At 41.7% G+C, this 13,716-nt stretch carries 8 protein-coding genes and 1 pseudogene; 8 read left to right on the top strand and 1 reads right to left on the bottom strand.

What is annotated here, in order from left to right:
* Positions 1–8 precede the first annotated feature (8 nt).
* The 3 genes from FTV52_RS11500 (at position 9) to FTV52_RS11490 (ending at position 3,170) form a co-directional block, all read left to right on the top strand.
* Entirely contained in the window at positions 9–1,088 is a 1,080-nt protein-coding gene (locus FTV52_RS11500) for an alkene reductase (protein ID WP_179990845.1), read from the top strand.
* A gap of 85 nt (positions 1,089–1,173) precedes the next feature.
* Positions 1,174–2,454 carry a 3-deoxy-D-manno-octulosonic acid transferase gene (locus FTV52_RS11495; protein WP_179990844.1) on the top strand — a complete coding sequence of 427 codons (1,281 nt, stop codon included), beginning with the start codon at positions 1,174–1,176 and terminating at the stop codon, positions 2,452–2,454.
* Between the two features lie 2 nt (positions 2,455–2,456).
* On the top strand, positions 2,457–3,170 hold the full coding sequence (locus FTV52_RS11490; RefSeq protein ID WP_154320190.1) for a 16S rRNA (uracil(1498)-N(3))-methyltransferase: 714 nt from the start codon (positions 2,457–2,459) through the stop codon (positions 3,168–3,170).
* Here the strand turns inward: FTV52_RS11490 and FTV52_RS11485 are convergent.
* A complete protein-coding gene (locus FTV52_RS11485) occupies positions 3,144–4,130 on the bottom strand; it encodes a mechanosensitive ion channel family protein (RefSeq protein WP_131261199.1) in 987 nt (328 codons plus the stop codon). The two genes, FTV52_RS11490 and FTV52_RS11485, sit on opposite strands and share 27 nt — an antisense overlap.
* A 468-nt stretch (positions 4,131–4,598) precedes the next feature.
* Between FTV52_RS11485 and acs the strand changes: the two genes are divergently transcribed.
* The 5 genes and pseudogenes from acs to FTV52_RS11460 all read left to right on the top strand — a co-directional run bounded on the left by acs (position 4,599) and on the right by FTV52_RS11460 (position 13,592).
* Positions 4,599–6,542, top strand: a complete 1,944-nt coding sequence (acs, locus tag FTV52_RS11480) for an acetate--CoA ligase (protein WP_104852713.1) — start codon at positions 4,599–4,601, stop codon at positions 6,540–6,542.
* A 192-nt stretch (positions 6,543–6,734) separates the two neighbouring features.
* Positions 6,735–8,195: a DUF3375 domain-containing protein gene (locus tag FTV52_RS11475; RefSeq protein ID WP_179990843.1), complete on the top strand. Its 1,461-nt coding sequence runs from the start codon at positions 6,735–6,737 to the stop codon at positions 8,193–8,195.
* Positions 8,196–8,205: 10 nt separating this feature from the next.
* Complete coding sequence (locus FTV52_RS11470) at positions 8,206–9,039, top strand: DUF4194 domain-containing protein (RefSeq protein ID WP_167846398.1); 834 nt, start codon at positions 8,206–8,208, stop codon at positions 9,037–9,039.
* Positions 9,027–12,403, top strand: a pseudogene (locus FTV52_RS14850) (ATP-binding protein). The gene FTV52_RS11470 and the pseudogene FTV52_RS14850 overlap by 13 nt, the downstream one beginning before the upstream one ends.
* Positions 12,396–13,592 carry a Wadjet anti-phage system protein JetD domain-containing protein gene (locus FTV52_RS11460; protein ID WP_179990842.1) on the top strand — a complete coding sequence of 399 codons (1,197 nt, stop codon included), beginning with the start codon at positions 12,396–12,398 and terminating at the stop codon, positions 13,590–13,592. The pseudogene FTV52_RS14850 and the gene FTV52_RS11460 overlap by 8 nt, the downstream one beginning before the upstream one ends.
* Positions 13,593–13,716: the final 124 nt, after the last annotated feature.

The following is a 13,716-nucleotide window of genomic DNA, read 5'->3' as shown; positions in this document are numbered from 1 at the left end:
AGGCAAAAATGGCTGAATTAGACTCTCCTTTAGTTTTGGGTGATCTGCATCTAAAAAACCGTGTGGTGATGGCACCTTTAACCCGTAGCCGCGCCAGCGATGACCGTGTTCCAACGCCAATGATGGCAGAATATTATGCACAGCGTGCCAGTGCAGGTTTGATTCTTTCAGAAGCAACGGTAATTTCTGAAGAAGCCAATGGTTATTTAAATACCCCAGGATTGTTTACCGATGCTCAAGTGCAGGGTTGGAAATTGGTGACCGATGCGGTGCATGATAAAGATGGTCTGATTGTCGCGCAATTGTGGCATGTAGGTCGTGTTTCACATCCAGATTTACTCAATGGTGCAACACCAGTATCGGCAAGTGCGGTGCAACAAGCGGGTCATGTCAGTTTGTTACGTCCAAAGCGTCCTTATGTATTACCACGTGCTTTGGAAATCTCAGAAATTCATGCCATTACCGAGCAATATAAACAAGCCGCGATCCGTGCCAAAGAGGCAGGTTTTGATGGTGTTGAGCTGCATGCGGCAAATGGTTACCTGATTGACCAATTCCTACAAAGTAAGACCAACCAACGTGAAGATGAATATGGCGGTGCTGTGGAAAATCGCGCACGTTTCTTGTTGGAAGTTGTAGATGCCTTAATAGAAGTATGGGGCGCAGGTCGTGTCGGTGTACATTTAGCACCACGTGGCGATGAGCATGACATGGGGGATGATGATCCACGTGAAACCTTTGGCTATGTGATGCAGCAATTAGGTCAGCGCAAAATTGCTTTTTTCTTTACCCGTGAATACTTGGCTGAAGACAGTATTTCTGAAGAAATGAAAGCACGTTCAGGCGGTGTACCGTACATTGCCAACATGCGTCTAAGCCGTGCCGATGCGGTGGAATTATTGGCATCAGGCAAGGCTGATGCAGTGTCGTTTGGTAAGGCTTATATTGCTAACCCAGACTTATATGAGCGTTTACTGGCAGATGCTCCTTTAAATGAACTCAAATTGGAAACTATGATTGGTACTGCTGTTGCAGAAGGCTATATCGATTATCCAACTTTGGCTGAAACACAACAATCTGTAGAATAAAAGCCCGTACAGCGCCACATGCAATTAACATGCGCGTGTGGCTCTGTTATATTTTGCCGACAGTCTTTCTTTTGGGGCGCATCTTTTGGCTACTCCATTTTGGTATAACGCAGCTTTAACACTGCTAAAACCGATTTATCAGTCACGTATTCGTAAACGTGCCGAACATCCTGAGCAATTACAACAAGAACTGCTTGAGCGTTTTGGCCCATTTCAGCCCGCTAAAAATTTACATGCCATTTGGTTTCATGTGGTGTCGGTAGGTGAAACCAATGCTGCACAACCATTAATTGAATATTATTTAAAAGCAGGTCACCCTGTTTTAGTCACCAATACCACCAAAACGGGACAGGCTCGTGCCAAATCTTTATTTTTAAAAGCACCCTATTTAAATTTATTTCAGGCCGTGTATTTACCTGCCGATCAGGTGCATTTAATTCGTGAGTTTTATCAAAAATATCAGCCTAAATTATTGGCCTTGGTCGAAACAGAATTATGGCCAAACCTGATTGATCAGGCGCAGCATTTTCAAGTGCCATGTTTGCTCATTAATGCACGACTTTCAGAAAAATCGGCCAAAGGCTATGCCAAAGTTAAAGGCCTGACACGTGGCATGTTGCAGGGGTTGCAACAACTCTTGGCACAAGACCTTGCAACACAGCAACGTTTTGTGGCTTTGGGTATGCCCGAAGCACGTACGCAGGTGTTGGGTAATCTTAAATTTGACATTACTGCACCTGAGCATTTTGTGCAGCAGGCAGCACAGCTACAGCAAGAATGGCAATTGGCACAGCGTAAAATTGTGGTGCTGGCCAGTACCCATGCACCCGAAGAACAACAATTATTGACTGCTTTAAAACCGTACTTTGAGCAACATCCCGAATTATTGTGCATTGTTGCGCCACGTCATCCAGAGCGTTTTGATCAAGTTGCACAATTGGGACAAAGGTTGCAACTTAATATGCAGCGTCGTAGTTTGGCTGAAGCGATTCAACCTGAAACACAAGTGTATTTAGCCGATAGCATGGGTGAAATGTGGTTGTGGTACGCCTTAAGTCAGGCCTGTTATGTCGGTGGTTCGCTGAATGAACCTGGCGGTGGGCATAATATTTTAGAGCCTTTGGCCTTAAATGTCGCCACGGTATTGGGCAAAAATTATTTTAACTTCCAAAGTATTGTGGATGAGTTTGTTGCAGCAGAAGCCGTGTATGTGGTCGAAAATGCTGAACAAGCTGTAAATACGTTAACGCAATTGTTGTTTGAACCTGCGTTACGTGCACAGCTGAATCAAAATGCTCAAGTGATTATGTATAAAAATCGTGGCTCTTTAACTGAGCATATTCACGTGATTAATCAGTATCTTTAAATATGAATATCGTTTTGCTTGACCCGCGACAGACCACAAATGAAGTGTGGTCTATTAGCGCCCAGCGCCAAGTGCAGCATTTACACACGCATGTCGGTGTACAAGTCGGTGACACCTTGAAAGTCGGGATTCGCGGTGGCAAGCGTTATTTGACCGAAGTGGTGGACGTTAGTGAGCAGCGGATTCAAGTCAAAGCCCTGTATGAAGAAGCTGTACCGAAAAAACTGCCTGTGACCCTGATTGTGGCTTTACCACGCCCTAAAGTATTACGTCGTTTAATTATGGATAGCGTGACGCTAGGTGTGGAAAAAATTATTTTACTGCACAGCTATCGAGTCGATAAAAGCTATTGGCAAACGCCTTTTTTACAGCAGTTGGATCAATATGTGACGTTGGGTTTGGAGCAAGCAGGCGATACCATTGCACCTGAGATCCAACTTTATAAACGCTTTAAACCCTTTGTGGAAGATGTTTTGCCCGGTTTGATTTCTGCCGATTGTTCTGCTTATGTGGCGCATCCTTATACCGATCAAGCTATGCCACATGCCATCCAACATCCATGCAGTATTGTGATTGGCCCAGAAGGTGGATTTATTCCCTACGAAATTGATTTGCTCGAAAAAAACGGCTGCCAAGCGCGGCACTTGGGCAACCGTATTATTCGTACTGAAACTGTGATTGCTTATGTTTTAGGGCGTTTGTTTAGTGCGGGCTGAATCATCTTCATTGACTGCTGCATCACCACGATAAACTTTCACTTCCTGCACAGGATAAGGAATCGAAATGTGATGTTCGGCAAACGCGGCAATCACCCGTTCCTGCACTTCACTGATGGATGCTGAAGTGGTGGTTTCCGTCGTATTTACCCACCAACGCACATTTAAATTAATCGAAAAATCGGCCAAGGCAGTGACATTGACGCTAAATGCAGGTTGGCTCAAGATTTTTATGTCACGGTCTAAAATGGCCAAAATAATATCTTTGGCTTTTTGTACGTCATCTTCATAACCAATACCGACCACAAACTCGCAACGACGACGGGTATAAGCCGTATTGACCGTTACGGCACTGGTATACACCGTAGCATTTGGAATCACGATTCGACGCCCATCGGGAGAGCGCAGGAAGGTGGCACGAATCTGAATATCTTCTACCGTACCTTCCATATTATTCACGATGATGTCATCACCAATTTTAAATGGTTCTCCAATCAAAATGAGCACACCCGATAATAAATTCTGGAAAATATCTTTAAAAGCAAAACCAATTGCCACGGAGCCTAGACCTAAAGCACTCATCAGTTGGCTTGGGGTAAAACCTGGAATTGCAATCACCATCGCAATTAGAAAACCAAAGAAAATAATTGCAGAGCTACCGACCCGATTCAGCACCAAAACCAAATTTTGTCGGGTATAGGAACGATTGTTCAGGGTCTTGCGAATAAACCATTTAAACAGTCGGGCAAGCAGCCAAAACAGAATCAGCACCACGGCTGCAATCATCAAATACGGCACACGTTCCCAAAATCCTTCCATAATTTTGTCGATGGTGGAGTAGGCGTCATTGTACTTGGCCGTATGATTGATCACGGTTTGCGTGGTTTTTTCAGTGGCTTCCTGCAACAGCTGACTGGTGTTTTCAGAAACTTCACTGAGTGAGGGTTTGGATTCTGCCACGATAATTCCGAATTCAAAATGAAGCGACTATTTTGCCTGAAAAACTCAATTTGGTTAATGAGCAATGCTTACTTGCCAGTATTTTAGACAACTTGGATAGAAGTGATGAGCGTACTATTTTGTAGCATTTAAACTGCGAGTTGTATGTGGTTTTATCTGTAAGACAGGGTCGCAGGTATGAATGATTGGCTGCGTAAAAAAATGTTAATACTCACGGTTATTAGACGATATTTTCTTTAAAAATAATGCAATGCGCAGTACAGTGGAATGTAAACCTGAAAGTATGAATGCAAGAATATGGCATTCGATCAACGCTTTGGCATGCTATTGTTTGTATAAAATTTATGCGACTAAAGCCGAATGGTGAGCCATAAAAAAGAAAGTTCATACTGTGAATATGCAGAAATAATAATCAATAACGTGGCATACATCTCGTGATGAGATGCAAGAACATCAAGGAAGTAGCAGATGAAAGACGTATATCCTGTTCCAGATGAATTTAAAAAGACTGCCCGCACCACTGAGGCAGAATATTTTCAACGCTATCAACAATCTATAGATGACCCTGATACTTATTGGGCAGAGCAGGCCCAACGCTTAGATTGGATTAAACCTTTTACCCAAGTCAAAAATACCAACTTTGACCCCGAGCATTTTAAAATTGAATGGTTTGCCGATGGGCAACTGAATGTCAGTGCCAATTGCTTAGACCGTCATTTAAAAGAACATCCGCATAAACCTGCAATTATTTGGGAAGGAGATCATCCATCTCGGCATAAAGTGGTTTCTTTTGCTTCTTTGCATGATGAAACCTGTCGTTTTGCCAACGTGCTGAAAAAGAACGGGGTGCAAAAAGGTGATCGGGTGGTGCTGTACATGCCAATGGTTTCCGAAGCTGCGATTGCCATGCTAGCCTGCGCGCGGATTGGTGCAGTGCATTGTGTGGTTTTTGGTGGTTTTTCTCCCGATGCTTTGGCTAGCCGAATTGAAGACTGTCAGGCCAAGTTAATTGTCACTGCAGACTCGGCCATGCGTGGTGGCAAGCCAATTTATTTAAAAGCCAATGTTGATGCTGCTCTAAAAGTAGCAGGTACCGACTGTGTGCAAAATGTGATTGTGGTGCATCGTACAGGGAATCCGATTGAGATGTTACCTGAACGCGACTTGTGGTATCACATGGAAATTATGTCGGTCAATGACATCTGCCCACCCGAGCCGATGAATGCCGAAGATCCACTATTTATTTTATATACCTCGGGTTCGACTGGAAAACCCAAAGGCGTTTTGCATACCACAGGCGGTTATTTGACCTATGTGAACAGCACGTTTCGAGAAGTCTTTGACCTGAAACAGGATGATGTATTTTGGTGTACCGCAGATGTAGGCTGGATTACAGGGCATTCCTATGTCTTATATGGTCCGTTGTCGAATGGCACATCTACCGTGATGTTTGAAGGTGTACCGAACTATCCAAGTTGGGCGCGCACAGGGCATATTGTCGATAAACACAACATCACCATTTTATATACTGCACCGACTGCCATTCGCGCCATGATGCGGGAGGGAGATCGTTTTGTACGTGAAAGTGACCGCAGCAGCTTGCGTTTACTCGGTTCAGTCGGTGAGCCGATTAATCCCGAAGCGTGGAACTGGTATTACAACGTGGTAGGCGAAGGACGTTGCCCAATTGTAGATACATGGTGGCAAACCGAAACAGGGGGCATATTAATTTCAGCATTGCCTGGTGCAACGCCACTGAAACCCGGTTCGGCAACCCGCCCATTATTTGGCGTGCAACCTGCTATTGTCGATGCCGAAGGTAATGAACTGGAAGGCGCGACCGAAGGCAATTTAATTATGAAAGATTCATGGCCAGGGCAAATGCGCGGTATTTGGGGCGACCCTGCACGTTTTATTGAAGCGTATTTTTCGACCTATCCGGGTGCGTATTTTACAGGAGATGGTGCACGCCGTGATGAAGATGGCTATTACTGGATTACAGGGCGTGTGGATGATGTCTTGAATATTTCGGGGCACCGTTTAGGTACTGCGGAAATTGAAAGTGCCCTAGTAGCGCATGAAGCTGTGGCTGAAGCGGCAGTGGTGGGTATGCCCCATGAGATTAAAGGACAGGGGATTTGCACCTTTGTAACTTTGCAAGTTGGTACACCCGAGTCAGAGGAATTGCGTGAAGAATTAGTCAATTGGGTTCGCAAAATTTTGGGGCCTGTGGCAACGCCTGATGCGCTGCATTGGGCACCTGCTTTACCTAAAACCCGCTCAGGTAAAATCATGCGCCGTATTTTGCGGAAAATTGCAGCGAATGAATTGGATAGTTTAGGAGATACTTCGACTTTGGCTGAGCCGCAAGTGGTGGAGCATTTGATTGCAACGGTGTATGGGGAGAGGTAGGTTAAGGTTGCTGTCACTGTACACAAAGAAGTTAGATAAGGTTTGTTTTTTATTTTTTTCGATGAAGTAAGGTGATTGTTTATATCATCTTACTTTATGCGACAACTCGTGTCGTCTTGCTTGGTAATTTGCTTGGGTGATTAAAAAATAACTGTAGAATAAATAACCATCATACAGATGATGTGGAATGGCATGAATATTCTAGGGTTACAGGCCAAGTATCGGCGTTTATATCATGAAAACTCAATTTGGAAATTATTAAGAGCAGATAACGCACCACATATTTTAGCGTTCATTGTTGACTTATTTGCAGAACAAAATGAAGTCCCTTATGGCCGTGCAAGAAATGTCTTGGATGAGTTGATTAAATCTAGTCGTGAGCAGGGTATTTGGCAGACAGAAAATAATGCAGCGCATTATTTAAATCATTGGATTCATACAGGCTGGCTCAGAGAAATAGATGGCAAGCTGAGTAAAACGGATATTAGCGAAACCGTATTACGTTTTTGTCAGGGCTTGGATGAGCGAGCAACCCATACCACAGCATCACATTTAAGAATTGTGCAGGATGCGGTTCGTGATTTTGTGGTCGCATTGAGTGAAAATATTGAAGAACGAGTGGAGTTGCTCGAACAAAAAAAATTAGTGATTCAAAATGAAATAGATGCTTTGTTGGCGGGTGTTGTTACACAATTAGAAGAATCAGAACAAAAAGAAAGAATACGAGAAATTTATCAACTTGCTTCCATTCTTACAGGCGATTTTAGACGGGTCGAAGATGAGATTCGTCTACGAGATAAAGAGTTGCGTCTAGATATGATTAGTGGTGCTTATTCACGTGGAGAAGTATTGCTGAGCTTAATGGAAAAAGAGCAGTTGCTTGCCCAAAGTGATGCAGGCAGTGCTTTTGATGGGTTTTGTCAATTACTTCAGGATCAAGATCGTTCTACTGAGTTTAGAGAGCAGTTACGCAGTATTTTGAATCATCCTATTGCACAACAATTAAGCGAATCTCAACGTAAATATTTAGGTCAGTTAATGCGTGAGTTAGGACGCGAAAGTAGCCGAGTTTTCCAAGTCCGACGTCGTACAGAAGAAGGTTTGAGAGCTTATATTGAAAGTGGTGCAGCATTGGAAAACCGTTTGATTGATCAGTTGTTGTCGGAATTAGAAAAAAATGCAGTGGCATTGTTGGAATCGGAGTGTGATTTAAAAACAGAAGTACAAGTGGATTTAGCCGTGGGTTCCATCCAGCTGAATTCGCCTGAAAGTCTTGCTTTAAAAAGTCCCACAGAACATATGGATACACGTGAGGTCGAAGAACAACAAAACAAGACTGAACCTAGTGATCAGATGCTGAAGTACTTAGACAATGTACGGGTTCGTGCTGTTGCTGAAAAAGTATATCAAACGCTCGCACAGAAAGGAGTGATGAGTATTGCCCACTTAACACATGAACATCCTTTACAAGCGGGGCTTGAAGAACTTGTTGCTTATTTGCGTATAGCAAAAGCCATTAAAGCACCACAAATGCAGCATACCGAGCAAGTTGAACTTAAGGATCGTTCAGGTGTGCATTTGCAGGCCAGTATTCCAGTGTATTACTTGAGTGCAGATTTATTTCCCAAAAATATAGATGAGCTGGCACTTTAAGGAGATCGAGATGCAATCAGAAAATAAGATACAACAGCATGACAACTTCTTTGAAATGGTACGCAGACCATCTTCAAATTCAGAGAAAAATATAGAAATCCAAGCTAATCAGCCTGTAGAAGATTCGTTTCCTACAACTGGGGCAGAGGAACAACATGCAGATAATCAAACAGAGATGGAGCATGCTCAGGATCGTGATACAGATGCGCTTATGCCACATGCAGCCCGACGCGTATTGGTCTATCTCATGCGTCAAGGGGTTATTCTTGCAGCAGAAAACTTAAAACTTTTTGATTTATTGTGCCGATATGAAGCGGAAATTCGTAGACATTTGGCAGAGGTTTATATCCAGTTGGTTTTGGATGCCAAGCAAGGGGTGGCTTATATCATCAATCTCAAAAGTATTCAGGATGAACAGGAAGATGAGAACCAGCCTTTGGATGATTTTCCTGTACTGATACGAAAACGAACTTTGACTGTATATGACACCTTAATTTTACTTATTTTGCGGAAGTATTATCAGGAGCGGGAAACTGCGGGTGAGCAAAAAATTATTATTGATGTTGAGCGAATCCAGAGCAGTTTAATTCCATTTATTCCTTTAACGAATCATGACAGCAAAGATCGTAAAAAGCTAAATGCAGCATTAGAAAAATTTATTGAGAAAAAAGTATTAACGGGACTGCGTGGTGAAGAAGGGCGTTATGAAATTACGCCAATTATCCGCTATGTCGTGAATGCCGAGTTTTTACAAAGTTTATTATCTGAATATCAACAATTAGCAGCAAAGGCCAAGTTGCAGCAATCCGAACAAGAATATGGAGAATCATCATGCAAGAAATGACCCTCTCAACTTTATTTGCACAAGGCCAAATTCGCTTGTCAGAAATTTCAGTATTTAACTGGGGCTCCTTCCATAACTTGCATACCGCACGTATTGATCCTGAAGGGACACTTATTACGGGAGATAATGGTGCAGGTAAATCTACCTTTATTGATGGTTTAATGGCATTGTTACAACCTGCAAGTAAAGCTAGTTTTAACGTAGCAGCTGCGCAGGGCGATCGCTCAGACCGTACATTACTCTCTTATATGCGTGGTAGTTTTGGTTCAGAACATGATGGGGCTGGAACGCGAGTAAAAAATAAGCGTGAAAAAGCAGTGACAACAGCATTAAGAGCGCTATATACCGCTGATGACGGTTCGATGATTACTTTAATTGGATTGTTTTGGGTTGGACAAGGTCAACATTCGCTGAGTGAAGTGAATCGTTTATATATGATTGCAAGTCGTAATGTGCAACTGACTGAAGTGTTAGAAAAATTTGCAGACGGTAATACTCGCCAGCTAAAACAACATTTTAATCCTAAAACAGATGCACGCGTGCATTATTTTGATAGCAAATTTGAAGACTATCAGGAGATGTATCGTAAATATTTATTTATGGATAATAAAAATGCACCTGCGTTGTTATCACGTGCTTTAGGCTTAAAGAAAATTGATGATTTGACTAAATTAATTCGCGAGTTGGTTTTAGAACCAAGCCAGGTTCGTGCTTTGGCACAGACTGCAGTAAATGAGTTTGCTGACTTAGAGGCAAACTATAAGCATTTGGTAGATGCGCGTGAACAAGTCCTACATTTACAGAAATTACCTGAGTTAGCTGTTCAAATAACAGCGTTAACTCTGCAACTGAATAATCTACAGCTCGAAAAACAAGCTTTTCCTGCATATTTAGGTGAATTGTATGTTCATTTTGGACTGAAAAAATACATCAGCTGGAGCAAGAGATACAGCGATTACATACGCAGTTTAAGCAATTAGAACAACAAGAACATGATGCGGAAAAACGACAAGAGCGCTGCCATGAAGACTATTTACAAGTAGGCGGTAATCGGATTGAAAACTTACAAAAAGAGCTAGAACTGATACAGCGTCAGTTAAAGCAATTAACCATAGAGGCATCGCGCTATCAGGAAGATGCTCAGCAATTACAATTGCAAGATGATTTAACCGAGCAAAATTTAATTGATAACCAAAAAATAGCCCATGAGCAGCTTCTAAATATTGGGCAAGAGAAAACCCAACGACAAGATGAGTTTGCTCAAGTCAGTAGCAAATACGCACAAACGCAACAGCAACTGAAAGAAACTCAAAGCGATATTCAGGAAATAGAAACCAGACCTAATAGTAATATTCATGATGTACATTTATTGCGTTTAAGAGATGAGCTTAGACAGCACTTAGATTTTGATGAACATGAATTAATGTTTATTGGTGAGCTCATTGATGTAAAAGAGGCTGAAAAAATCTGGCAAGGCGCAATTGAACGAGCATTAGGTGGTTTAAAAACAACGTTATTGGTGCCGAAAGATCGTTATTCGATGGTCACTCAATGGGTGAATGCGCGTCATAATAAAACCCATGTGCGTTTACAGGTGATCCATCTTGATGCTACAGAAAGTGTGTATTTTAAAGAAAATGGTTTTCTGCGGAAATTGGTTTGGCGAGAGCATCCATATCGTGATTGGTTAAAACAACATCTACTTCGCTTTGATCTGCAATGTGTGGCAGATACAACAATCATGAATACAACGCCTTTTTCTATGACACAACAGGGCTTAATTCATCGTGAGCAAGGTCGTTTTGAGAAAAAAGATCAACAGCGGATTGATGATCGAAAAATTTGGTGTTTGGGATTTTCCAATACTTCACGTTTAAATTTATTAAAGCATGAAGCGAAACAACTTGAGGTACAGTTGGAACAGTATGCCTTGAGTGTTGCACAATCGCGTAAGGTGTTAGATCAGGTAACACAGCATAAGAGTTTGTGGGAGCGAATGTTACGTTACCAATGGGATATGATAAATATTCCTTATTGGACAGAGCGCCAGCAACAGACCAGCAATGACTTGCAGCATTTACAACAGGCAGATACCAATATTGAACAAGCTCGACAACGTTGGGAGCTTGCAAAAGAGGAATTAAAACAACTACAGGAACAGAAAGGACAGTTACAACACACTTGGGGGAAACTCAAACAGAAATTCAGTGATGCAGAAAAACAACAACAACAAGCGCAAAAGGCAGCAAACCAAGGTGTTCCAGAACAAGCCAGAGAACTGTTGCTACAGCGTATAGGAGAAACACCTCGGTTGGAGGATGCTTATCTTACTGCTGTGGAAAAAGAGCTAGAGCGTTTAATTGAACATACCAGCAACCAAAATACCTCAGCAAAAAATAGCGCAACGTACATTATTGGTCAGTTTCGTGGCAAGGATAAATGGTCACATATTGCATTACAACGTGAATGGGCAGTTGGTTTGGCCGCATTGGATGATTGCGTTGCCTATTTTCATGAACTAGAAAAGGAAGGTTTGCCTGCCTTAGTTGAACAGTTTGAACAGCGTCTGCAAAAACATACCATGCAGTCTTTAAGTGTGATTCAGAATCGCCTTGAGGCAGATAGAGAAGAAATTACTGACCGTATTGCCATAATTAATCAGGTTTTACGGCGTACAGAATTTAAGTCTGGCAGCTATCTAAGACTAGGATACAAAAAGGAAAAGTATCCACACGTCATAGATTTTGAGCAAAAACTAAAATGGGTCATATCTAGTATTAATAGTATTGAATATGAACAACGTTTTAAAAAGTTAGCTGAATTAATTTCTATTTTAGAAAAAGCGAGTAACTCGGTTACAGCGCATACTTTTGAAAGCCAGCGTTTACTTGATCCTCGTCATCAAATGTCTTTCTATGCAGAAGAAGTCGATTTGGCTACAGAAGAAATACGAGATGTTTTGGAGTCATCGAGTGGTAAATCTGGCGGAGAAAAAGAATCTTTTGCTGGAACCATTGTGGCAGCGAGTTTGGCTTATGTATTAACACCAGACGGCTATGATTATCCAATCTACAGTACAGTGTTTTTAGATGAAGCTTTTTCAAACACAGCTGAAGCGGTTAGTCGTCGAGTACTCAAAGTATTTAAGGCGTAGAAAATTCATGTCAATTTAATCACACCTTATAAAAACTTGAATTTAGCGCGTGAGTCAGCACGTTCTTTATTAATTGCCGAGCGTGATATTGAGAAACATGAAAGTCATTTATGTGAAATTACTTGGCAGGAAATTGATGAAAAAATGGCGCAAAAACAACAGCAACTGCATAGAGAGGCACAACAGTTTGGGGTGCAGTTAGATGCCTAAAATTGAGAAGTGGGGATTACTTCCAAATACCGTTTTGGGTATTTTGCATAAAAAAGAATGGGAAAATCGTCGAAATTTAAAGCAGCGGTTGTTAAATCAACGTCCTTTTCCAATCGAAATTTCACTGAAAGTGCCCACAGACCAACAAGCTAGAGATAATTTGGGTCATTTTCATGCTTTTTTTAAAGCGTGGACAGATTTTGCTTATCCTGAACTGGTTGAATGGCAAGAACGGCAGTATCGACAACTTTCAGAACAACGTGTTCCTGTAAAATTGAGAATTTTTTCTTTACAGCAGCTTACTGAGCTTTTAGGAACGGAGCAACAACTTGAAAACTGGTTGGATAAAATATCCAGCTTTTTGCAGCAGTCTTTTGTGCATGATCGTCATCAGCACCGTTTATTTCAAACTTTAATTCATCATTTAGAGCAGATAGAACGCTATAGCCAACAAGAATGGCAATGGTTGATTCAGCTGATTGAACAGCTTAAACCGAATATGGGGGCAGGGCTTTATTTAAGGGCCTTGCCATTAAGCGCTGTAAACACGAAGTTTCTTGAGCAGAACTTATTGCTGATGGAGGCAATTTGCAATGTACTTTATGATGATGAGATCGTACAGGCTGGAGGGTTGTTGGCATGGTTAGATTGCTTAGACAGCCCTAAAGGTTGGTTGACGATCAAACCCGTCTGCCCAAATGTGCAGGAAAAATTGGGAGGACTCCCCATTTTTCAATTGTCCACAGAGGTGCTAGATCAATTTGAGTTACCTGCGGAACGAATAATTGTAGTTGAAAATATTCAGTCAGGTTTAGCATGCCCTAATTTGGAAAATAGTATTGTGGTTTGTGGTGGAGGTAAAAATATTACATGGATGAAGGCCAAATGGTTACAGCATAAACAGGTTTTTTATTGGGGAGATATCGACTCTGAAGGCTTAAATATTTTAAGTATGGTTCGGCAAAAAATTCCACACGTGATTGCTTTAATGATGGATGAAGCCACAGTTTTACAGTTCCAAAATCATATGGTGGATGAACCAGACTCTATTTTTAGTGAGCCACAATATCTCACTGCTGACGAGTTAAAATTATTTCATAATTTGCGTGCACAGACATTTAAAAATAGGCGTTTAGAGCAAGAGCGCATTTCGGTTGATTGGGTGCATCGTTATTTAGAGTTACTTTGAACCGTACCGGGTTTGTCGGAGACCAACTTTCTTGAGAGAATGTTCCAATGACAAAACCAAAATATACCCCTGAAATCAGAGAAAGAGCGGTTCAATTATTGATTGAATCTGAAAAAGATTATCC

The organism is Acinetobacter sp. YH1901141, assembly GCF_013416935.1.
In the GTDB taxonomy this organism is placed as follows: domain Bacteria; phylum Pseudomonadota; class Gammaproteobacteria; order Pseudomonadales; family Moraxellaceae; genus Acinetobacter; species Acinetobacter towneri.
Note: the sequence above shows the minus strand (reverse complement) of the source record. Positions and strands in the feature narration are given on the sequence as shown.